General features: G+C 72.9%; 18 protein-coding genes. 9 read left to right on the top strand and 9 right to left on the bottom strand.

Translation table 11 applies throughout. The features are described from left to right. Positions 1-275: 275 nt before the first annotated feature. Positions 276-1,733: an MFS transporter gene (locus tag ACFYXS_RS15520; RefSeq protein WP_389248133.1), complete on the top strand. Its 1,458-nt coding sequence runs from the start codon at positions 276-278 to the stop codon at positions 1,731-1,733. A gap of 93 nt (positions 1,734-1,826) precedes the next feature. On the opposite strand, the gene ACFYXS_RS15515 is transcribed toward ACFYXS_RS15520, so the two are convergent. Next, complete coding sequence (locus tag ACFYXS_RS15515) at positions 1,827-3,440, bottom strand: SpoIIE family protein phosphatase (protein ID WP_389248131.1); 1,614 nt, start codon at positions 3,438-3,440, stop codon at positions 1,827-1,829. A gap of 201 nt (positions 3,441-3,641) precedes the next feature. On the opposite strand from ACFYXS_RS15515, the gene ACFYXS_RS15510 reads away from it, so the two are divergent. The 3 genes from ACFYXS_RS15510 to ACFYXS_RS15500 all read left to right on the top strand — a co-directional run bounded on the left by ACFYXS_RS15510 (position 3,642) and on the right by ACFYXS_RS15500 (position 7,449). After that, on the top strand, positions 3,642-4,313 hold the full coding sequence (locus ACFYXS_RS15510; protein ID WP_389248129.1) for a response regulator: 672 nt from the start codon (positions 3,642-3,644) through the stop codon (positions 4,311-4,313). 2 nt (positions 4,314-4,315) lie between these two features. Next, positions 4,316-5,392: a sensor histidine kinase gene (locus tag ACFYXS_RS15505; protein ID WP_389248127.1), complete on the top strand. Its 1,077-nt coding sequence runs from the start codon at positions 4,316-4,318 to the stop codon at positions 5,390-5,392. Positions 5,393-5,553: 161 nt separating this feature from the next. Beyond that, entirely contained in the window at positions 5,554-7,449 is a 1,896-nt protein-coding gene (locus ACFYXS_RS15500) for an ABC transporter ATP-binding protein (protein WP_389248124.1), read from the top strand. A 6-nt stretch (positions 7,450-7,455) separates the two neighbouring features. On the opposite strand, the gene ACFYXS_RS15495 is transcribed toward ACFYXS_RS15500, so the two are convergent. The 3 genes from ACFYXS_RS15495 to ACFYXS_RS15485 all read right to left on the bottom strand — a co-directional run bounded on the left by ACFYXS_RS15495 (position 7,456) and on the right by ACFYXS_RS15485 (position 9,013). Continuing rightward, a complete protein-coding gene (locus ACFYXS_RS15495) occupies positions 7,456-7,854 on the bottom strand; it encodes a hypothetical protein (RefSeq protein WP_389248122.1) in 399 nt (132 codons plus the stop codon). 169 nt (positions 7,855-8,023) lie between these two features. Further along, positions 8,024-8,470, bottom strand: a complete 447-nt coding sequence (locus tag ACFYXS_RS15490) for a VOC family protein (protein ID WP_389248120.1) — start codon at positions 8,468-8,470, stop codon at positions 8,024-8,026. Between the two features lie 120 nt (positions 8,471-8,590). Beyond that, complete coding sequence (locus ACFYXS_RS15485) at positions 8,591-9,013, bottom strand: MarR family winged helix-turn-helix transcriptional regulator (protein ID WP_389248118.1); 423 nt, start codon at positions 9,011-9,013, stop codon at positions 8,591-8,593. A 232-nt stretch (positions 9,014-9,245) separates the two neighbouring features. On the opposite strand from ACFYXS_RS15485, the gene ACFYXS_RS15480 reads away from it, so the two are divergent. Beyond that, on the top strand, positions 9,246-10,130 hold the full coding sequence (locus ACFYXS_RS15480) for a metallophosphoesterase family protein (RefSeq protein WP_389248116.1): 885 nt from the start codon (positions 9,246-9,248) through the stop codon (positions 10,128-10,130). Here ACFYXS_RS15480 and ACFYXS_RS15475 read toward each other — a convergent pair whose 3' ends face one another. From ACFYXS_RS15475 to ACFYXS_RS15465, 3 genes are all read right to left on the bottom strand, one after another. Beyond that, the gene (locus ACFYXS_RS15475) at positions 10,131-10,970 is read right to left on the bottom strand and encodes an endonuclease/exonuclease/phosphatase family protein (protein WP_389248114.1); all 840 of its coding nucleotides are present in this window, start codon (positions 10,968-10,970) and stop codon (positions 10,131-10,133) included. Between the two features lie 161 nt (positions 10,971-11,131). Further along, positions 11,132-11,911 carry a D-Ala-D-Ala carboxypeptidase family metallohydrolase gene (locus tag ACFYXS_RS15470; RefSeq protein WP_389248112.1) on the bottom strand — a complete coding sequence of 260 codons (780 nt, stop codon included), beginning with the start codon at positions 11,909-11,911 and terminating at the stop codon, positions 11,132-11,134. 36 nt (positions 11,912-11,947) lie between these two features. Next, entirely contained in the window at positions 11,948-13,273 is a 1,326-nt protein-coding gene (locus tag ACFYXS_RS15465; protein ID WP_389248110.1) for a GH25 family lysozyme, read from the bottom strand. A gap of 260 nt (positions 13,274-13,533) precedes the next feature. On the opposite strand from ACFYXS_RS15465, the gene ACFYXS_RS15460 reads away from it, so the two are divergent. Then, a complete protein-coding gene (locus ACFYXS_RS15460) occupies positions 13,534-14,628 on the top strand; it encodes a MerR family transcriptional regulator (protein ID WP_389248108.1) in 1,095 nt (364 codons plus the stop codon). Between the two features lie 61 nt (positions 14,629-14,689). Here the strand turns inward: ACFYXS_RS15460 and ACFYXS_RS15455 are convergent, their stop codons facing one another. Together ACFYXS_RS15455 and rox are read right to left on the bottom strand one after the other, a co-directional pair. Next, a complete protein-coding gene (locus ACFYXS_RS15455; RefSeq protein ID WP_389248106.1) occupies positions 14,690-15,937 on the bottom strand; it encodes a phosphodiester glycosidase family protein in 1,248 nt (415 codons plus the stop codon). Positions 15,938-16,147: 210 nt separating this feature from the next. Further along, positions 16,148-17,617 carry a rifampin monooxygenase gene (rox, locus tag ACFYXS_RS15450; RefSeq protein ID WP_389248104.1) on the bottom strand — a complete coding sequence of 490 codons (1,470 nt, stop codon included), beginning with the start codon at positions 17,615-17,617 and terminating at the stop codon, positions 16,148-16,150. A 251-nt stretch (positions 17,618-17,868) separates the two neighbouring features. Here rox and ACFYXS_RS15445 point away from each other — a divergent pair, with 251 nt between their 5' ends. The 3 genes from ACFYXS_RS15445 (at position 17,869) to ACFYXS_RS15435 (ending at position 20,890) form a co-directional block, all read left to right on the top strand. Then, the gene (locus ACFYXS_RS15445; RefSeq protein WP_389248102.1) at positions 17,869-18,402 is read left to right on the top strand and encodes a GNAT family N-acetyltransferase; all 534 of its coding nucleotides are present in this window, start codon (positions 17,869-17,871) and stop codon (positions 18,400-18,402) included. Continuing rightward, positions 18,399-18,833, top strand: a complete 435-nt coding sequence (locus tag ACFYXS_RS15440; RefSeq protein WP_389248099.1) for a DUF2809 domain-containing protein — start codon at positions 18,399-18,401, stop codon at positions 18,831-18,833. The genes ACFYXS_RS15445 and ACFYXS_RS15440 overlap by 4 nt, the downstream gene beginning before the upstream one ends. A 209-nt stretch (positions 18,834-19,042) precedes the next feature. Then, positions 19,043-20,890, top strand: coding sequence for an ABC transporter ATP-binding protein (locus ACFYXS_RS15435; RefSeq protein ID WP_389248097.1), 1,848 nt, complete (start codon positions 19,043-19,045; stop codon positions 20,888-20,890). Positions 20,891-21,148: the final 258 nt, after the last annotated feature.

Below are 21,148 nucleotides of genomic sequence, written 5' to 3'. Positions count from 1 at the left end.
GTGGAGGTGAGCCTCCGCTACAGTGGAGGCGTACCTCCACTTTAACAGCAGGGGGCGCACTTCCGTCGACACGTGTGACCGCACGCGCCGACCGCGCCCCGATTCGCCCCTTTCTGGGCCTTGCACCGGTGCAACGCCCTCCCCTGACTTCCGGCGGACACCGGCGCGCCCGACGCGGCCCGCGCCCCGCCGGCCCATCCCGTACCACCAGCCCGCTCATCACCCGCGGCCGGCACGCCCGGCCGCGCCCTGTCCGGATTCGGAGAGGCTCCTTCATGCCCCGACGCTCCACCCGCCTCACCTTCGCGGTCCTCGCGACCGGTGCGGGCGTGTTCTCCATGCTGCAGTCGCTGATCGCACCGGCCCTGCCGACGGTCCAGCACGCGCTGCACACGTCCCAGTCCACCGCGACCTGGGTGATGACGGCGTACCTGCTGTCCGCCTCGATCTTCACACCGATCCTCGGCCGCCTCGGCGACCTCGTCGGCAAGAAGCGCACCCTCGTCGCCGTCCTCGTCGTGCTGACGCTCGGCTGCCTGCTCGCCGCGCTCGCCCCGACGATCGGCGTCCTGATCATCGCCCGCATCGTCCAGGGCATCGGCGGCGCCCTGTTCCCGCTGTCCTTCGGCATCATCCGGGACGAGTTCGCGCCGAGCCGGGTCAGCCCCAGCATCAGCAACCTGTCCGCGGTGATCGCCGCCGGCGGCGGCGTCGGCATCGTGGCGGCGGGGCCCATCGTCTCCGCCCTCGACTACCGCTGGCTGTTCTGGATCCCGGTCGGCATCGTCGCCGTCACCGCGCTCATAGCCTTCCGCTACGTCCCCGAGTCGCCCAGCCGCGCCGACGGCCGCGTCAACTGGCTCGGCGCCGCTCTCCTGTCCAGCTGGCTCGTCGCCCTGCTCCTGCCGCTGAGCCAGGCCGGCAACTGGGGCTGGACCTCGGCCCGCGTGATCGGGCTGTTCGTCGCCGCGGTGGTGCTGTTCGCCCTCTGGCTGCTCTCCGAGGCACGCTCCCGCCACCCGCTGATCGACCTGCGCATCATGCGCCTGCGCGCGGTGTGGACGACCAACACCGCCGGTCTCCTCTTCGGCGCCGGCATGTACGCGATCTGGTCCTTCCTCCCCGGCTTCGCCCAGACCCCGCGCGCCGCGGGCTACGGCTTCGGGGCGAGCGTCACCTCGGCCGGCCTGCTGATGCTGCCGATGCTGATCGCGATGTTCTTCTCCGGCGTGCTCAGCGGCCGCCTCGAACCGGTCGTCGGCGCCAAGCGCCTGCTCGTCGCCGGCGCCGCGCTCGGCGCGGTGGCCTGCGGCTTCCTCGCCGCCTGGCACGACCAGCAGTGGCAGGTCGCCACTTCGGCCGGCATCTTCGGCCTCGGCATCGGCCTCGCCTTCGCCTCGATGGCCAACCTCATCGTCCGCAGCGTCCCGCCGGAGCAGACCGGCGCCGCCAGCGGCATGAACGCCAACATCCGCACCATCGGCGGCTCCATCGGCGCTGCCGTCACCAGCGTCCTGGTCACCAGCCGCCTGCAGCCCTCCGGCCTGCCCTACGCCTCCGGCTACACCCACGGCTTCGCCCTGCTCGCCGTCCTGCTCCTCGGCGCGTCCCTGGCCGCCCTCCTCGTCCCGGCCCACCACGGCCGGCACGCCACGGGCAACGTCGTCCGGACCTCGGACACCCCGGCCGTCGCGGAGGCGAAGGCCGAGGTCGAGGCGGTGGCGGGCGGCTGACCGCACGCGGCACACGCCGCCGTACGCGGCCGCCGGCCACGGGATTCCCCGTGGCCGGCGGCCGCGTACGGTCCGGGTGGGCCGGGTGGGCCTTCAGGCCGCCTCGGGGGTGATGTTCTGCTCCGCCCACACCGTCTTCCCCGTCGTCGTGTAGCGCGTGCCCTGGGCCTCGGTGAGGTGGGCGACGATCGACAGGCCGCGGCCGTTCTGGTCGCTGAGGGTGGACCGGCGCGGATGGGGGGCCGAGCTGCAGAAGTCGGACACCTCGCAGATCAGGGCCCGGTCCCGGATGAGGCGCAGCCGGATCGGGCCGCTGGAGTAGCGGACGGCGTTGGTGACGAGTTCGCTGACGATCAGCGTGGTGGTGAAGCACAGGTCCGGCAGGCTCCACTCGGTGAGCTGGCCGTCGGCCCAGGCGCGGGCGTCGGAGACGGCGGCGGGGTCGTTCGGCACCTCGCACGTCGCGACGTCCACCGGGTCCAGGGTGTGGATGAGGGCCGCCAGGAGCACGGGCTCGGGACGGCCGCCGGGGGTGGCGGCCAGGGCGTCCGAGACTGCGGTGTCGACCGCGTCCACGGCGTCGTCGCCCGTCGGCGGCATGATCCGGATCCCGGGGGCCGTGCCCGTCCCGCGGTCCGTGCCGCAGCTCAGCAGGAGAACGCTGCCAGGGGGCACGTCGAACTCCGCCACCGACTCCGCGGTCATGGGCGCGCAGTCCGGTCCCTCTGCCCGCTCGGCCGGGGGCGCGTCCGCGGGGAAGGCCGGTTCGGCCCAGGCGTCGCCGCCGGCGGCGGCCGCGCAGCGACGGGTGACGGGGTCGTAGACCGCCAGCAGGCAATGCACGGGCGGCTGGGCCGCCCCCGCGCGGCGGCCGAGCCGGGCGATGACCTCACCGGGGTCCATGTCCAGCAGCAGCAAGGCCCGGATCGCCGCCCTGACCTGGCTCATCCCGGCCGTGGCGGTGACGCCCCAGCCCTCGGCCGTGCCCGCGACCAGGGCCACCCGGGCGCTGGGCAGCGGGACGACGTCGATCCAGGACCCGGGCGCCGACGACTCCGGGACGTGCCCGCGCACCGCTTCGAGCGCGCTGACGGCCGGGGCGTCCGACTCGTGCAGGGCTTCCTGGAGGATCCGCGCGGCGGCCTCATGGACGAGCCGGCGCCGCTCGCCGTCCAGCAGCAGGGCGGCCCGGCGGCCCAGCCGGCCGGCCTCCCGCAGGTCTGCGCCCGAGAAGGCGGGCGACCCGGCCGTGCGGTAGAAGGCCGCGAGGCCGAGGAGCACACCACCGACGTCGAGGGGCACCACCAGCACGGAGTGAGTGCGGCTGCCGCGCATCAGCGGGGCGCGCACCGGGTCGCGCAGCAGCCAGGCGGTCCGCGGGTGCAGATTGAGGACGATGCGCGGACGCAGGTCGACCAGGGACGCGTGGTACGGGGTGCGGACCGGCAGTTGGCTGACCTCCCCGACCTCGTACGCGCGGGGTGTCTCGTCGGGCCGGACCGCCCGGAAGGCCCCGCGCCGGAAGTCGAGCACCGTCGCGGGCAGCCCGGACATCGCCGCCCGTTCGCTGACCGTGGCGTCGGAGACCTCCACGGCGGCGAAGTCGGCCACGGCGGGTACGGCGGCATCGGCGAGTTGCTGGGCCGCTTCGTACGAGTGGGGCTGATCCGGCGGAACGGGCGGGGGCTGGTCGATGACGCAGTACATGTCGGTTGCCTCGGAGGGACGGGTACGTCGGCTGTGACGACTTTCCATCACTGGCTACGAGCCTGCCCAATGGGTGCGGCGACCGCATCCCACCGGACCCGCAGACGTCATCCGTGGTAACCCGCAGTCCTGACTGCGGGTGTGCCGCACGGCCGGCGGCGTGTGCTGCCCGTTGCGCGGAGCGGATCTACCGTTGCAGCTATGGAAGTCCTCCGCCGCCCCGACGGCAGGCACCCCTCCGCCGCGACCACGGTGGTGCTCGCCGACGACCACCTGGTGGTCAGGGCAGGAATGCGCCTGCTGATGGCCGCGGACCCGGCCTTCGACGTCGTCGCGGAGACGGCGACCGTCCCGGAGACCCTGGACGCCGTGCGCGAGCACCACCCCCGGGTGCTGGTGCTGGACCTGACCATGTCGGGCCGGTCCAGCCTGCCGACCATCCCGGGCCTGCTGTCGGCCTCCCCCGGCACCAGGATCCTGGTCCTCACCATGCAGGAGGACCCGGCCTACGCCCGTGAGGCGCTGCGCACCGGGGCGGCCGGCTATCTGCTCAAGGAGGCCGCCGCCGACGAACTGCTGGCCGCCGTGCGCCAGGTCGCCGGTGGTGCCACCTACGTACAGCCCTCCCTGGGGGCACGGCTGGCCGTCGAGAACATCGGCGTCCCGGACCGCGGCGAGGAGCAGCTGACCGACCGGGAGACCGAGGTGCTCACCCTCCTGGCCCTCGGCCACACCAACCAGGAGATCGCCCGGCGCCTCTACGTCTCCGTGCGCACCGTGGAGACGCACCGCTCCCGGATCCGGGACAAGCTCGGCAAGGACAGCCGCGCCGAACTGATCGCCGTGGCCCGGGAACGCGGACTGGTGGCCTGAGCGTGACCAGGCCGCAACGGGCGACGCTGCGCCTGGGCTTCGAGATCCTCGGCACCGCGTGCCTGGCCGGCGCCGTCCTCATGGAGGTGACCGACCGGGAGAGGTCCTGGGAGCTGTTGCTGTCGCTCGTCGCGGCCGCGTCGTACCTGCTGATGATCCCGCTGTGCGCCGCGCGCCAGCGGATCTGGCTGCTGGTCGCCACCGCCCTCGCGCTGATGCTCACGGTCGCCGGGATGGTCAGGGTGGCCCAGGAGCCGCTGCTGAACATCCTGCACGTGTTCCCCCTCCTCCTGGCGGGCTACGCGATCATCGCCAGCCGCGCCTCGTCGCGCCGGGAGGAGCAGTTACGACGGGAGCGGGTACGGGCCCGTCACGACGGCGAGGAGCGCGAGCGCCGCCGCTGGGCGCGCGAACTGCACGACGACACCCTCCAGGAACTGGGCGCGGTGCAGGTCGTCCTCTCCTCCGCCGCGGCCGACGGCGGGCCGGCCGCGATGAGCAGCGCCATCCAGCAGGCGCGCGCCCTGGTCGGCAACCAGATCGTCTCCTTGCGCCACCTCATCGTGGACCTGCGCCCGGTGGTGCTGGACGAACTCGGTCTGCATCCGGCCCTGCAGGCGCTGTGCCGGCACACCTCCGAGACCTTCGGGATCCGCACGGACCTGCGCGTCGGGTCCCACGGGGACGCGCTCGGCGGGCGGCTCGCGCCCGAGACGCAGGCGCAGGTGTACCGGATCGTGCAGGAGGCGATCACCAACGCCGTCAAGCACGCCGAGCCGACGCGCATCGTCGTGAGCGTGGAGGGCAACGGCCGTACTGCCCAGCTGACCGTGACCGACAACGGCCGCGGCATGGACCAGCGCACCGCGGCCGGACGGCCCGTCCCGTTGCGCGCCCCGGACCCGGCGCATCCGTACCAGCGCGGGATGGGCCTGTCCGCGATGCGCGAGCGCGCCGACCTCATCGACGCCCGCCTGACGCTGCGCAGCGCTCCGGGCGAGGGGACGACGGTCGCGCTGCGCGTCCCGCTGGCGCCGCCGGACGATGCCGCGGGGACCCGGGACCGGGACGCGCCCTGACCGCCACGGCCCGGACGACGCGCCGGGGTCCTGCCGCGGCCTCCACGGCCGGCCGGCGACGGTGCCGAAGAGGCCGGTCCGCCCACCGTGCCACCCGCCGGGCGGGCCCCTTCCCCTCACTTTCTTGACCTCGACGGTGGTCGAGGTTCTACGGTCGCTCCATGAGCATGGAGACCACGGCCTGGACCCAGCTGCACAGCGTCATGAACGCCACGCAGGACCGCCGCCCCCTCGCCCGCGACACCCTGCGGCGCGTCGCGGCGTTCGCACGACCCCACCGCCGCCGGATCACATGGTTCGTGCTGCTCAGCGTGGTGACCGCGCTGCTCGCCGTGGCGACCCCGGTCCTGGCGGGGCGCGTCGTGGACGCCATCGTCTCCGGGGACCGCTCCGGCCGGGTGACCACCCTGGCCGTGCTCATCGCCGTCATCGCGCTCGCCGAGGCCGGTCTCGGGCTGGTGAACCGCTGGCTGTCCGCGAACCTCGGCGAGGGTCTGATCCTCGATCTGCGCACCACCGTGTTCGACCACGTCCAGCGCATGCCCGTCGCCTTCTTCACCCGCACCCGCACCGGCGCGCTGGTCAGCCGGCTCAACAACGACGTGATCGGCGCCCAGCGGGCCTTCAGCAACACCCTGTCCGGGGTGGTCGGGAACCTGGTGACCCTGCTGCTCACGCTCGGCGTCATGCTCGCGCTGTCCTGGCAGGTCACGCTGCTCGCCCTGGTGCTGCTGCCGGTCTTCGTCGTACCGGCGCGGCGCACCGGCACCCGCATGGCCCGCCTCCAGCGGGAGGCCGCCGCGCACAACGCCGCCATGGGCACGCAGATGACCGAGCGCTTCTCCGCCCCCGGCGCGACGCTGGTCAAGCTCTTCGGCCGGCCCGCCGACGAGTCCGAGCAGTTCGCCGAACGCGCCCGCCGCGTGCGGGACATCGGGGTGCGCACCGCCATGGCGCAGTCGGCGTTCATCACCGCGCTCACCCTCGTCTCCGCCCTCGCGCTGGCGCTGGTCTACGGACTCGGCGGCCACTACGCGCTCACCGGCTCCCTCGAAGCCGGCTCCGTGGTCACCCTCGCCCTGCTCCTCACCCGCCTCTACGCGCCGCTGACGGCGCTGGCGGGTGCGCGTGTCGACGTGATGAGCGCCCTGGTCAGTTTCGAGCGGGTCTTCGAGGTCCTCGACCTGAAGCCGCTCATCGCCGACAAGCCGGACGCCCGCGAGGTGCCGGACGGACCGCTCGCCGTCGAGTTCGAGAACGTGCGCTTCGGCTACCCGTCCGCGGAGAAGGTCTCGCTCGCCTCCCTCGAAGAGGTCGCGAGCCTGGACACCCGCGCGGGCGGCGAGGTGCTGCGCGGCATCTCCTTCCGTGCCGAGGCGGGCCGCACGCTGGCGCTCGTGGGCTCCTCGGGGGCCGGGAAGTCGACGATCGCCCAGCTCCTGCCGCGGCTGTACGACGTGGACGAGGGCGCGGTGCGCGTCGGCGGTGCGGACGTACGCGACCTGACGGCGGCCTCGCTCCGCGCCACGGTCGGCATGGTCACCCAGGACGGCCATCTCTTCCACGACACGATCCGCGCGAACCTCCTGCTGGCCAGGCCCGACGCCGGTGAGGACGAGCTGTGGGAGGTCCTGCGCCGGGCCCGCCTCGCGGACCTCGTGACCGACCTCCCGGACGGGCTCGACACCGTCGTGGGCGAGCGCGGGTACCGGCTCTCCGGCGGCGAGCGGCAGCGCGTGACCATCGCCCGGCTGCTCCTGGCGGGGCAGCGGGTCGTCATCCTCGACGAGGCCACGGCGCACCTCGACAACACCTCCGAGGCGGCCGTCCAGGAGGCCCTGGCCGAGGCCCTGGAGGACCGGACCGCCGTCGTCATCGCCCACCGGCTGTCGACCGTGCGGGCCGCCGACCTGATCCTCGTGGTCGAGGACGGGCGGATCGTCGAACGGGGCACGCACACCGAACTGCTGGCGGCCGACGGCAGGTACGCCGAGCTCCACCGCACGCAGTTCAGGACGGACGACGACCCGGAGCCGGAACCGGCCGGGGTCGCCTGAGCCCGCTCACCCGGCCGGCGGGCCCGGCACCTGCGCACGGAAGCGGGCCAGAAGTGCCCGCCCCTCCACGGTGTCCGGGTCGAAGAACTGCTGGGCCAGGGCGCGCGGCACCGCCGGGCCGTGCATGCGGACCTCGTGGCAGGTGAAGCAGAACGCCGCCTCGAACAGCGCCGGTTCGAGGGAGGCGTCGTACGCGCGGATGCCCCAGCCCGGTGAGAAGCCGCAGCGGTGCTGCTGACTGCCGGGCAGGGTCCCGATCAGGGTCAGGGCGTCGGCAGCCCCGTTCCCGGTCCAGAGGGCGGCCGTCCCGCCCGGGTAGGGGGCGCCCGGCGCGGTGGGGAGGCCGGAGATCCGCACGACCTCGATCAGGGCGGTGGCGGCGACGGCTTCGGCGGGGAGACGCACGGTCGCATTCTGCCCGCCGGGCCGCCGGGACCGGGCGGGTGCCCGCTGCCACGGTGCCCGGACCCGCGGCACGGGTCCTGTCCGCGACGTTCTCGTCGACCGGGTCGGCGCCGATGACGACGACGCCGTAGGTGCGGGACGTACCGGTCCCGGTTCGCGAAGGCGTCGCTCAGCGGCCGGGGAGGCGGGTGGTCACTTCCTGGAGGACCCACTCGTTGCCGTCCGGGTCGCTGAACGAGGCGAAGGACCCGTAGCTCGCGCGCTCGGGGTGCGGGCCGGTGACCCGGTCCTTGTCACCGGCGTGGTGGAAGACGCCGCCCGCGTCGTGGAATACCTCGCTGACGTCGACGCCGCGCCCGACGAGCTCGCTCCGCGCCTTCTCGACGTCGGTGACGACGATGTGCAGGCCCTGGGCCGAGCCCGGGGCCGCGGTGGTCACGTCGTCGCCGAAGAGGACGGAGCACTGAGATCCGGGCGGCGTCAGGTGCACGACCCGGAAGCCCTTGTCGTCGGCGTAGTCGACGTCCAGCCGGAAGCCCATGCCCTCCTCGTAGAAGCGCTTGGAGCGGTCGACGTCGGAGACGGGCAGGACGAGCACTTCGAGCTTCAGGTCCATCGTCGTCCATCTTTCCGTGAGGAGTTCTGATCACCGGTCTGACTGGTGACGAGCATGGCCGACGGCGACATCACCTGTCAAGGTGGTGACGCCTGGACCGGGGAAGGGAAAGGGAGGGGATCAGCCCTGGTCCGCCGGGTCGCCGCCGGCGACCTTCCGGAGCGCCGACGTGAGCGAGGCGAGGTCCTGGCCCTCGAAGTGGTCGACGAGGTTCTGCCGCACGGTGGCCAGGAACGTCGGCCAGGCCCGCTCCAGGCGGGCGAGCCCGGCATCGGTCAGCACGGCGTTCCACCCGCGCCCGTCCTCGGCGCACTTGACCCGCTGGACCCAGCCCTGCTTCTCGAGCCGGATGACGACACGGGTCACACCGCTGAGGGAGAGGTTGCAGGCGTCCGCAAGGTCGCTCATCCGCAACTGCGCGTCGGGGGCCTCGGACAGGTGCATCAACGAGGTGTACTCGGAGAGCGGCAGGCCCGCCTCGCGCACCAGGTCGTTGTCGACCACGCGGGGCAGCACCAGCATCACCCGGCTCAGCTCGCGCACGAAGGCTTCCTCGCGCGCACTGAGGGGCTGCAGTGGTTGCGGTGACTCGGGCGACCGGGGCGACGGGGACGACTGGGGTGACTGCGATGACCGGGGTGACTGCTCTCGGGGCGACACGCCCTCACCCTAACTGCTTGACAGGTCAAGAGGGCGCCGTGCGGCGCTGCCGCGCGCCGTCCGCCCGGCCGTCAGGGTGATGACGTCGCGTCAGGCCCTCTGTACCGTGACCGGGATGCGGATCCTTCACCTGTCCGACATCCACATCGGGCCCGACGACGCGCCGAACGCCCGCGGCATCAACGCCAGGGAGTCGCTGCGCAGGATGCTCACCGACCTGGAAGCGGTGCCCGGCATCGGCGCCGTCGTCGTCAGCGGGGACGTCGCCGACGACGGCTCACCGGAGGCGTACACCGTGGCGCGCGACATGGTGCGGGGGTTCGCCTCGCGCAAGGGGGCGCCGGTGGTCTTCTGCACCGGCAACCACGACGAGCGCGGCGCCTTCGCCAAGGTGCTGGGCAGCGGCCATGTCGGCCTCGACGGCGGCGACACGGCGACGACGGTCGTCGACTCCCCGGAGGGCGAGCGGGCGGCCGCGAGCACGATCGACGGCCACCGCTTCATCACGCTCGACTCACTCGTCCCGGGCAAGGTCTACGGACGGGTCGGCGCCCGCCAGCTCGACTGGCTCCGGGAGGTGCTGGCCGCGCCCGCGCCCCACGGGTCGGTGGTGGTCCTCCACCACCCGCCGGTCACCCTCGACGTCGAGGTCCAGAAGACCCTTGGCCTGCAGGACGCGGCCGAGCTGGCGGACGCCCTGCGCGGCACGGACGTGCGGCTCGTCCTCTGCGGCCACTTCCATCTCCAGATCCTCGGCCACCTCGCGTCCGTCCCGGTGTGGGTGACCGCGGGCGTCCTCAGCCGCGTCGACCTGACGGCCCCGCCGGGGACCGAGCGGGCCGTTCGCGGGGCCTCGGCGACCCTGGTCGACCTCGGTGGTCCGTACGCCCCGATGTTCCACGTGCTCCACGCACGCGACCCGCGGGCGGGCGAGACGGTGTACGAGCTCGACCGCGACCAGCTCCGCTCGGTCCTCGACCGGCTGGGGCCCGGCGCCTGATCAGGGGGCGACGACGACCTTGCTGACCAGCGGGAGGTGGTCCGACGCCGTCTCGTCCACGTGCACGACGCGCGTGAGGAGCGGCTTCACCTTCGCCGTGGTGTAGATGTCGTCGATCCGCTCGGTCGGGGCCTCCGCGGGGTAGGTCGCCCCGTCGCCGCGCGGGTGCAGGGACTTCGCCCAGGCGTCGGTGTAGCTGCTCTGCAGCGGCTGGGACTCCGGCGCGGTCGGGACGGCGTTGAAGTCGCCCACGAGGATCGCCGGCTGGGTGGCGCCGATCCTGTCGACGATCTGCGGGGTCTGCTGCAGCCGGTCGGTCTGCGAACTGGCCGCCAGGTGGGTGCAGTAGAAGTGCACGGCCTTGCCGCGGACGTCGAGCGTGGCGTGCAGCAGCCCGCGCTGCTCCTGTCCGGGCGACTTGTACAGCCAGGTGTTGTCCGACTCCGTGATCGCGTAGCGGGACAGGATCGCGGTGCCGTACTGGATCCGGTGCCCGCCGGGGGTGGGCGGCTCGTTGTCGATGTTGGCCCCGAACACCACGTGGTAGCCCAGCAGCGCCGCCAGGTCCGCCGCCTGGTCGGCCCAGTCGCTGCGCCCGGAGTAGTGGTTGTCGACCTCCTGGAGCCCGACCACGTCGGCGCCGCTCTCGCGGACGACGTCCGCGATCCGCTGGACGTCGAGCACGCCGTCGGTGCCCTGGGCGTGGTGGATGTTGAACGTCATGACGTCCAGCACCCGCGGCCCTCTGCCCTCGGCGGCCGACGCCTGGCCGATCCCGGTGGTGGTGACGGCGGTGAGCGCGGTGACGACCGCGAGTGCTGACAGGGTCCGGCGCAGCATGAAGGATCCTCCTGGGGTGGGGACGGGGGCAGGAACGATCACGATCGTCATCCTCCCCCCTGGCGGAGTTGTGGCCGCGAAGTGAACGGCCCTCCGACTCCCCGTGGAGAACCTGCAGGTCGTTCGTCCACGGGGAGGTCCCCACCACCGGATGGGGCGGATCAGACGGTACCGCTCTCCCACCACCAGGAGCCGGAGCCGTAGGAGGGGTACTGGACGCGGCTGTCCACGTGCTGCCAGGAGTGCGTGTAGGCCTCCAGGCCGGAGAAGCCGCAGGTCTCGGCGATCCGGTAGACCTGGAGGGTGGAGTGGCCGGAGACCACGATGTCCGAGGCGACACCGTAGACGTGCATGCTGTTGGAGGCGCCGCCCACCGAGGCGTTGTGGGCGACGCTGCGGAATCCGGAGTTGACGGTGATCGCGCTGTTGCCGGCCTTCTTGCGCAGCGCCTCCAGCTTGTACATGAGCCGGCGCACGTTCTCCTTCACCTGGGTGGCGCCCACCTTGCCGCCGCCGAAGCCCGTGCCGTCGTTGGAGTGGAACTCGGTCCATTCGAAGTGCGCGGTCGAACCGTCGGCGCTCTCCAGGCTGTTGAGCACGCTCTGGGTCTGCGGGCCGACGACGCCGTCCGCGGACAGGCCGTAGGCGGACTGGAAGCGCTTGACCGCGGCCGCCGTGCCCGGGCCGAAGTCGCCGTCCCACGCGACGTAGGTCTGCGCGGCGCCGGCCGAGGCCCAGCCGCCGACGCGGATCTGCAGCTCGGTGACGTCGGCGCCGGTCACGCCCTGCTGAAGGGTGCGCGACCATCCGTACGCCGAGGCGCGGGACGCCGATCCCAGGTTGAGGGCCGCGGCCATGCCGGCCGCGGCGGTCAGGCCTGCCGCGCCGCGGAGCAGACTGCGCCGGTCCAGGCCGCGGCCCGCGTCTTCTGCGGTGTTCATGAGCGTTCTCTCCTCGATTCGGGGGGCGGGGGCACGTCAGGCGACCAGTGCCTGCCAGGTGTTGGATCCGACGACGCCGTCCACGGCGAGGCCGTGGGCCGACTGGAACGAGCGCACCGCACTGTCCGTACCGGGCCCGAAGTCACCGTCCACGGCGAGCGAGGCACCGTGCGCCTTGAGCTGGCTCTGCGCCGCGGTGACCGCGGGGCCGGTGGAGCCCTGCCGGACGGTGACGACCAGCGCCTGCCAGGTGCCGGGGCCGACGACGCCGTCCACGGCGAGGCCGTGCGCGGACTGGAACGAGCGCACCGCGCTGTCCGTACCGGGCCCGAAGTCACCGTCCACGGCGAGCGAGGCACCGTGCGCGGTCAGCAGGTACTGCACGGTCCTGACGCGTTCGCCGGTGGAGCCCTGCCGGACGGTGGGCCAGCCGGAGGCCGGCGGCGGGGTGTAGCCGTCGCCCCGGGCGAAGGCCTGGAGGCCGGCGAGGCTGCCGTTGAAGGTGTCCTGGTCGCCGGGGAAGACGCCGGAGTCGGCGTACTGCCAGATCGTCTGGGCGGACCAGCCGGCGGGCAGCGCGCCCGGGCTGCCCGCGTACCGGGCGATCCACAGGGGGTTGGTGGCGCCGAAGCCGCTGTTGTTGCCGGTGCAGGTGGTCCACCAGTCGGTGGTCGTGTAGATCGCCGGGTAGCGCCCGGTCCTGGCCCTGACCTCGTTGCTGAAGGCTCGGATCCAGGAGACCATCGCGCTCTGGCTCAGGCCGTAGCAGCTGCTCCCGTACGGGTTGTACTCGATGTCCAGCGCGGGCGGCAGGGTCCTGCCGTCGGTGGACCAGCCGCCGCCGTGGCTGGTGAACCAGTCGGCCTGCGCGACACCGCTGGAGTTGTTCGGGAGCGCGAAGTGGTAGGCGCCGCGGATCAGTCCGGCGTTGTAGGCGCCGTTGTACTGCTGGGGGTAGTCGGGGCTGGTGTACGTCGTCCCCTCGGTGGCCTTGACGTAGGCGAAGGCGGCGCCGTTGCGCTTGACGGCCGCCCAGTCCACCGCGCCCTGGTGGGAACTCACGTCGAGCCCGGCGGGGCCGGTGGCGGCCGCCGCGGCGGGCGTCACGGCTTCGCGTCCTGCGGGGCCGAGTCGCCGCAGCCCGGATCCGGCGTGGTCGTCCTCCGGATGCGTCATGGGCGTCGGGACCGCGCGGTCCGGGGCGGCGGCCTGCGCTGCGGTCTGCGCGGCGGCGGCACCGGACGGGGAGAGCAGCGCGGACAGCAGGGCGGCGAGGAGGACCGCCGCCGCGGCGCGCGGGCGACGGGTGCGCGTACCGGCACCGGCACCGGGTCCGCGCTCGGAAGTGATGGCTGCGGGCATGTGTCCTTCCAGGGGGGCGGGTCCGACGGGCAGGGTGGTGTCGTGGGACGAGAAGGCACTCGCGTTTCAGCGCGTTCATGACAACACACCTCGCAACTACGCGGGTAGACTCCCCCGGTGAATTTGCTGTGAATGGGCCCCGCCGCGACGTGGCCTGCCCCACCGGCTCCCCTGCCTCATGCCGCTCGCAGGCGAGCCGGCCGGCCGGGCTTGACCCTCGACTTGGTGCAGGGCCCAGGGTTGCGGGTGTGGAGAGCGAGATGCGCAGTATCGGCGAGATGGCCCGGGACAGCGGGCTGGGCGTGAGCGCCCTGCGGTTCTACGACCGGGCCGGCGTGCTGGTGCCGGCCTGGGTGGATCCCGTGAGCGGCTACCGCTGGTACGACGCCGAGCAGCTGGAGGAGGCCCGGCTGCTGGCCCGGCTGCGCAGGGCGGGGATGCCGCTCGCGGACATCCGGCTGGTGCTGGCCGGCTGGTCCGGCCCGGACACCGGCCTGGTGCGGCAGTTGCTCGAGGCGCATCTGCGCCGTCTCGAACTGACGCTGTCCGATGCCCGCATCGAGCTCTCCACGGTCCGAGCCCTTCTCGAACACAGGGAGAACCCCATGACCTCGACCAGCACGCCCGCCACCGCCCGGCTGGACCTGCCCGCGCCCGAGCTGGCCGCCGCCTTGGACGCGGTCCGCTTCGCCGCCGGCACCGACCCGGAACTGCCCGCGCTCGGTGGTGTCCTGTTCGACATCGAGGACGAGGCGCTGCATGTCGTGGCCACCGACCGGTACCGGATGGCGGTCGCCCGGGCAGGCGCCACCGGGCACGCCGGACCCCGTACGCAGGTCGTCGTGCCGTCCCCGCTCGCCGACGCCATGCGCGCGCTGCTGAGTGACGGCGGGTCCGTCCGGCTCACCGTCGACGGTGACCGCGTGGCGCTGGAGGCGGGGGACCGCCAGGCGGCCGGCCGGCGTGTCGATCACGACTTCCCCGACTACCGTCGCCTCGTCCGCCTCCCGGCCGGGCGGCGCGCCCTGGTCGACGTCCCGGCGTTCCGGGCGGCGGTGGAGGCCGGTCCCGTCCGCGCCGGTGAGGTGCGCGAACAGGACGGCGTGTCCTTCGACATCGTCGTGCTCAAGATGACGGACGACGGCGGGGTGGGGGTCTGCGGGGGCGAGGGCGAAGGCGACGACGACACGGGTGACGTCGCCGTCAACCGCGCCTTCCTGCTGCACGCGCTGACCGCCGGGGCCCGCGACCGGCTGATCCTGGAGTTCGGCGCTCCTACCGCCCCACTGGCGGTCCGCAGGACCGACACCGAGGACACCTTCTCGCTCCTGATGCCCGTCCGCCTGGAGGACTGACCCGGCACGCTCCGGCACCGGCCCGGGCGGCGGCCTCGACGCCGCCGCCCCGGCCGACCGGTCAGGCGTGGGAGAAGAGCCCGATGCCCTCCGGGACCGGCCGCTCGGCGCCACCGGTCGGGTGGTTGCGCACCACGGGCAGGCCGGTCACCGCGTCACGCGTCACCAGCGTGGAGGAGCCGCCGCCGTCCAGGTTGACACCGTTGTCGGCGCCCACGCTCTGGAAGACGCCCGCGAGTTCGGCGACGGTCAGGCCCGCGCCGCTCTCCGCGGTGCCGTCCAGCACCAGCAGGTAGAGCAGCCGGCCGCCGTCACCGAAGGCCGCGCCGGTGCGGGTCGCCACGGCCTTGTTGTCCAGGCCCGCGATCGGCTTGCCGTCGCGCAGTACCGGGTTGCCGCCGACCGCGAACCTCAGCCGGTTGCCCTCGGCGGAGTCCAGGTCCTCGGAGACCCGGATGTGCTCGCCGATCTCCAGCGAGCGCAGCTCCGCCGCGCCGGCCTCGCGGCCGACCAGGACCACGGAGTCGGCGTCGATGGCGCCGGCCCCGATGGTGGACGAGCCGGACACCACGCGGTTGTTGCGCACGGTCACCTCGTAGACGTCCGTGCTGCAGGCGGCGCCGCGCACGGTGTCGGTGCCGCAGGTGGCGCGCTTGCGCGAGATGTCGCCCCACTGGGAGGTGAAGGCGCCGATGCCGCCGACGGGGATCGCGTACTGGTTGAACCCGTCGAGGCCGAGCTCCTTGTCCCGGTGCCCCTTGATGGAGCCGTCGAGGGTCAGCGAGTCCAGGTGGGCCACGTTCTTGTAGTCGACGCCGATGACGTCACGGGTGGACGTGCCGGGCGACAGGCCCGGCCCGAAGCGCTGGCCGTTCGGCACGGCGGACTTGAGCGCCACACCGTTGTCGATGGCCGGGCCCACCGCGGAGTTCGTGGCCGCGACGCCGGGGTGCTGCGTCTCGTCGATGTTGAAGAAGTCGGCGTTGACGCCGGCCACCGCGCCCTGTGCCGCGACCAGTTGGGAGAGCTTCGTACGGGCGGAGACCTTGCCGGGGCTCAGCATGCCGACCGAGACATGGCTGTCGCTCAGGTCGGCGGTGATCACGTGGCCGGTGACCTTGCCGTGCGAGGCGGTCACGGAGAAGGACTGGTACGTGATGCCCGGCGCGACGGTCACGTCCTCCGCCAGCCGGACCCGCTCGACGGCGTCGGCCTGGGTGAGACCGGCGCCCAGGACCATCACGCTCATGGTGATGGTCGCCGCAACGGACGCGGCCGCCGTACGGGCCCGTCCTGTCATTCTGGTCATGTATGTCCCGTCATATGTGCATGCATGGCGCATGAATATCCGCCGGAGCCATGAGATGCGGTCCGGAGGAATAGCCGGTGGCAGTTCGCTGACGGGGCGGCGAATCTTGGCGGACCGGGCGCGGGGGTTCCGCGGGCCGGTGCGGGCGTGCGGGCGGGCTCGGGCGTGCGGGCGGGCTCGGGCCCGGGCGCTGGTGAGCCCGCCGCGTGCTCAGGCCGCGGCGCCGAACCACCGGGGCAGCCGTCCGAGCAGGTCCGCCTGGTCCTCGCCGGCCCACACCACATGGCCGTCCGGCCGCAGCAGCACGGCGGGCACGTCCAGTTCCTCGCCGGCGTCGCCCGCGTCGACTGCGTCGACCACGTGGTCGACGCGATCCGCCCAGCCGGCCACCGACAGCCGGCCCGTTCGGTCGAGCAGCAGCCCGCGGCCGCCGTGCATCAGCGCGTAGAGGCGCCCCTGCTTCAGCGGCACGTCCCGCAGCCGCCGCCCGAGCAGTCGGTGGCCCTCGCCGACGTCGTAGCGGATCCCGATGGCGGTGATCTTCTCGATCAGGTGCCGGTTCACGTCCTCGAAGCGCACCAGTTCCGACAGCAGTCGGCGCACGGAGCGGGGGCCGGGCCCGGTGTTCATCAGCTCCATCTGCGCGCGGGTGTTCTCCAGGACGTCGGCGGCCACCGGGTGCCGTTCGGTGTGATAGCTGTCCAGCAGCCCGTCCGGCGCCCAGCCGTTGACCTCGGCGGCCAGTTTCCAGCCGAGGTTGAACGCGTCCTGGATCCCGAGGTTGAGTCCCTGCCCGCCGGTCGGCGGGTGGATGTGCGCCGCGTCGCCGGCCAGCAGCACCCGGCCGGTGCGGTAGCGCTCGGCCTGCCGCGTGGCGTCGCCGAAACGGGACAGCCGGCGCGGCGAGTGCACGCCGAAGTCGGTGCCGGCGACCGCCCGCAACTGCTGCTTGACCTCCTCGAGGGTCGGCGGGACCGAGCGGTCCCCGGCGACCCCGGCCGCGGGCACGACGACGCGGTACACCCCGCCCCCGAAGGGCCCGACCCCGAACCGCTTCTGGGTCCTGCGGACTTCGGCCACCACCGCGGCCACCTCCTCGGGCGGCGCGGTCACCTCCATCTCGCCCAGCAGTGTCTCCACCCTGGTGGGTTCGCCGGGGAAGCCGACGCCGAGCAGTCTGCGCACCGTACTGCGCCCGCCGTCGCAGCCGACGAGCCAGCGCGAGCGCAGGCGCCTGCCGTCGGCCAGTTCGGCGGTCACCCCCTGGTCGTCCTGACTCAGTCCGACCAGTTCGCGGCCGCGGCGGATCTCGGCGCCGAGTTCGGCCGCGCGCTCGGCCAGCAGGCGGTCGGTGGTGGGCTGCGAAATGCCGAGGACGTAGGGATGAGCGGTGTCCAGCCGGTCGGGCCAGGGCATGTCGAAGCCGGCGAAGAGACCGCCGGCCGCGTACTGCTTCCCGAGCGGGAGGAACCGCTCCAGCAGTCCGCGCTGGTCCAGCACTTCGATGCTGCGCACGTGCAGGCCGAGCGCGCGGACGAATCCGGCCGGCTCCGGCTCCTTCTCCAGCACGACCACGTGCACGCCGTGCAGCCGCAATTCCGCCGCCAGCATCAGGCCGGTCGGCCCGCCGCCGGCGACGATCACGTCGATGTCATCGATGCTGTCGATGCCGCTGTTCATGAAATCCCCCCGGAGCACGCACTCTTCAGCATTCCGCGCATTCCGCGCATTCGGCGGATTCCGCGGTCGGACGCAGATTCTGCGCCACGACCCGGGCCTTGCCGCAAGGCCCCCCGTGCGCTATACGTTGAGAGTGGCAAGGAGCGCGCGACCTCCTTGCCTTTGCTGTGTGCGGTAGCCGTCCGTTCGCGGGCGGGCACGGGGGAAGGCGCTTGATCACCCGCTTCCCCTCGTATAGCAATGCTCCCGTGATGCATGGCGAGAAGACCGGGCTGCGCGCCCGGCAGGAGAGCGACGTCCAGATCCTCCAGTCCGAGCTGTACGACGACGTGGCCACGCGGGCGCGCGCCGACTCCCGCCCATGGCGGCCCGTCCCGCCGGGTTCGGCGCGGTCGCCCTACGCGGTGGCCGATCCGTCGGACGAGGCAGCCCTGTTCTCCGTGGTGGAGCTGGAGTCGCGGGAATTGGCGGGCGAGGCGCTGCTCTGGGGCATCGACCTGCACAACAGGACGGCCCACATCGGGATCTCCCTGCGTCCGGCGTTCCGCGGCCGCGGCTTCAGCACCGATGTCCTGCACACGTTGTGCGCGTACGGGTTCACCGTTCGCGGGCTGCAACGCCTCCAGATCGAGACCCTCACGGACAACGCCCCGATGATCGCGGCCGCGACCGCTGCCGGGTTCGTGCGCGAGGGCACCCTGCGGCGCTCCGCCTGGGTGTACGGCAGGTACATGGACGAGGCCGTCCTCGGCCTGCTCGCGAGCGACTGGACGCCCCGGACGTGAACGACGCCCGCACCGACGCCCTGACGGGCACCCGCCTGGTGGCGGCCGGGGCCGCGGTGGCGACCGTCGCCGCGGGCCTGGGGCTGAGGGCCGTGGCGGCGGGGAACGCGGCCAAGTACGGCGGGGACGCGCTGTACACCCTCCTGCTGGTGGCGCTCGTCGTCCTGGTGGCCCCACGAGTGTCGTCCCGCGCGGCCGCCGGAAGCGCGCTGGCGCTCAGTTGGGCGGTCGAGTTCCTCCAGCTCAGCGATGTGCCGGCGGAGCTCTCCGCGCGGAGCACGCTCGCCCGCCTCGTGCTCGGTTCGACCTTCAACGCACCCGATCTGTTCTGGTACGTGGTCGGTGCCGCCGTGGGCCTGCTCCTCCACCGTGCGGTGGATACCGTGCTGTCCCGCCGGCGTCCGCCGCACCCCGTCCAGCAGGGCGGATGAGGTTCCCGGCAGGGCCACCCGCGGCCGCTGCGAAGGCGGCCAAAAGTACGCCATTCGGGGAAAATCCTTGGACTCCGGGGATTCCGGCGCGGGACACTCCCCTCCCCCGCGCCTCTCGCTGTCGAGGCGCGCGCCCGAACCGGGCCGGGGCGCCGCACGGCCCGTGAATCCGCACGTGGCGGGCCGCCGTACGACAACACGGGGTTGTGATGGGACTGTCTGAGGAACACGCGGGTACGCCGGGCAAGGGCTCGGTCGTCCTCGCGCTTCGCCACTACGGAAGGGAACTGTCCCGGCTGCGGCGTTGGACGGCGCCCGCGATGCTCCTGCCGGCGCTGGGCAACATCTGCATCAACTATCTGGCGCCGCTGATCGTCGCCAAGCTCGTCGGCCGCGTCGCCGGCGGCAGCGCCATCGGCTATGCGGCGGCCCTGCCCTACGTCCTCGGCTTCGCCGGCGTGCTGCTGGTCGCCGAGGCCCTGTGGCGGCTCGGCCTGCACTGCCTGAACCGCCTCGACGCTCTCGGTATCGAGCACTTGTACGTCGTCGGAATGGACGAGTTGTTCGCCAAGGACGCGGCGTTCTTCCACGACAACTTCGCGGGGTCGCTGACCAAACGGGTGCTGAGTTTCGCCTCCCGGTTCGAGGAGGTCATCGACACGGTCACCTTCCAGATCATCGGCACTCTCGTGCCGCTGCTGTTCGGCTCGGTGGTGCTGTGGCGCTACGAACCGCTGCTCGTCGTCGGGCTCGTGACGATGATCGTGCTGACGGCGCTGTGCGTGGCCCCGCTGATCCGGCGCCGCCAGGGGCTCGTCAACCAGCGCGAGGCCGCGTTGGCCCGGGTGTCGGGCCACGTCGCCGACAGCCTGGCCAACATGGACACGGTGCGGGCGTTCGCCGCCGAGGAGCGCGAGGCGGCCGAGCACCGGCGCCGCGTCGCGGAGTCGCGGCGGCTCACCCTGAAGTCGTGGGACTACGGCAATCTGCGCATCGACACGCTGGTCGCGCCGCTGTCCGTGCTGACCAACGGCCTGGGCCTGCTGCTGGCGATCACCCTCGGCAGCCAAGGGCACACCGGCGCGCACGACGTGGAGGCGATCGTGGTCGCCTTCACCTACTACAGCAACGCCACCAGGATCATGTTCGAGTTCAACCAGATCTACCGCCGCCTGGAGAGCTCGATGACGGAGGCGGCGCAGTTCACCGAACTGCTGATGACCCCGGCGACGGTGCTCGACCCGGAGTCCCCGGAGCCGCTGCGGGGCGGGTCGCGCCGGTCGGCCGAGGTCCGCTTCGAGCAGGTGACCTTCGCCCACGCGGGCGCGGAGCCGCTCTTCGAGGGCCTCGACCTGTCGGTGCCCGGCGGGGAGAAGATCGGCCTGGTCGGCCGCTCCGGCGGCGGCAAGAGCACGATGACCCGGCTCCTGCTGCGGATGAAGGACATCGACTCCGGCCGCATCCTGGTCGGCGGTCAGGACATCAGCGGCCTGCGCCAGGCCGATCTGCGCAGCCTGATCGCCTACGTGCCGCAGGACCCCGCGATGTTCCACCGCACGCTGCGGGACAACATCGCGTTCGCCCGGCCGGAGGCCACCGAGGCCGAGATCCGCCGCGCGGCCGAGGCGGCGCACGTCACGGAGTTCGCCGACGCGCTGCCGGAGGGCTTCGACACCATGGTGGGCGAGCGCGGCATCAAGCTCTCCGGCGGGCAGCGCCAGCGGGTCGCCCTCGCCAGGGCGATCCTGCGGGACGCGCCGATCCTGCTGCTCGACGAGGCGACCAGCGCCCTGGACTCCGAGAGCGAGGTCCTGGTCCAGGAGGCGCTGTGGCGGCTCATGGAGGGTCGCACCGCGCTGGTGGTGGCACACCGCCTGAGCACGGTCGCCACGATGGACCGGCTGGTCGTCCTCGACCACGGGCGCATCGTCGAGCAGGGCACCCACCAGGACCTGCTCGCCTCGGACGGCGCCTACGCGAAGCTGTGGCAGCACCAGTCGGGCGGCTTCCTCGACGACACCCCGCGGGAACGGGCGGCGACCCCCACCGCGTCCTGACCGGCGGCCCCGGCCCGGACGCGGTCCGGGCCGGGAAGGCCGCCCCCGTACTGCGCAACAAAGGTGCATGTTTCTACGTGTGAGTCCAGTTGACGGCATGTCGAACGATCCGTACCGCTGCGGCGGTCGGTCATTCCGCGTCGGCGGGCGGCTCGGGAACGGCCCGACCACCGCGCCCGCCTTTGCCATATGTTTACCTGCCGATTGCCCACACCTGTGAGCATCTACGTTCTCTGCCCGCAGCGTTACGGAGAGACG

The sequence above is a fragment of the Streptomyces sp. NPDC002574 genome, assembly GCF_042889545.1.
Taxonomy (GTDB): domain Bacteria; phylum Actinomycetota; class Actinomycetes; order Streptomycetales; family Streptomycetaceae; genus Actinacidiphila.
This window is presented reverse-complemented; position numbering and strand designations above follow the sequence as displayed.

Coding starts and splice junctions, on each gene's coding strand:
- ACFYXS_RS15520 (WP_389248133.1), top strand. CDS start 276: ATGCCCCGACGCTCCACCCGCCTCACCTTCGCGGTCCTCGCGACCGGT.
- ACFYXS_RS15515 (WP_389248131.1), bottom strand. CDS start 3,440: ATGTACTGCGTCATCGACCAGCCCCCGCCCGTTCCGCCGGATCAGCCC.
- ACFYXS_RS15510 (WP_389248129.1), top strand. CDS start 3,642: ATGGAAGTCCTCCGCCGCCCCGACGGCAGGCACCCCTCCGCCGCGACC.
- ACFYXS_RS15500 (WP_389248124.1), top strand. CDS start 5,554: ATGAGCATGGAGACCACGGCCTGGACCCAGCTGCACAGCGTCATGAAC.
- ACFYXS_RS15490 (WP_389248120.1), bottom strand. CDS start 8,470: ATGGACCTGAAGCTCGAAGTGCTCGTCCTGCCCGTCTCCGACGTCGAC.
- ACFYXS_RS15480 (WP_389248116.1), top strand. CDS start 9,246: ATGCGGATCCTTCACCTGTCCGACATCCACATCGGGCCCGACGACGCG.
- ACFYXS_RS15475 (WP_389248114.1), bottom strand. CDS start 10,970: ATGCTGCGCCGGACCCTGTCAGCACTCGCGGTCGTCACCGCGCTCACC.
- ACFYXS_RS15470 (WP_389248112.1), bottom strand. CDS start 11,911: ATGAACACCGCAGAAGACGCGGGCCGCGGCCTGGACCGGCGCAGTCTG.
- ACFYXS_RS15465 (WP_389248110.1), bottom strand. CDS start 13,273: ATGCCCGCAGCCATCACTTCCGAGCGCGGACCCGGTGCCGGTGCCGGT.
- ACFYXS_RS15460 (WP_389248108.1), top strand. CDS start 13,534: ATGCGCAGTATCGGCGAGATGGCCCGGGACAGCGGGCTGGGCGTGAGC.
- ACFYXS_RS15455 (WP_389248106.1), bottom strand. CDS start 15,937: ATGACCAGAATGACAGGACGGGCCCGTACGGCGGCCGCGTCCGTTGCG.
- rox (WP_389248104.1), bottom strand. CDS start 17,617: ATGAACAGCGGCATCGACAGCATCGATGACATCGACGTGATCGTCGCC.
- ACFYXS_RS15445 (WP_389248102.1), top strand. CDS start 17,869: ATGCATGGCGAGAAGACCGGGCTGCGCGCCCGGCAGGAGAGCGACGTC.
- ACFYXS_RS15435 (WP_389248097.1), top strand. CDS start 19,043: ATGGGACTGTCTGAGGAACACGCGGGTACGCCGGGCAAGGGCTCGGTC.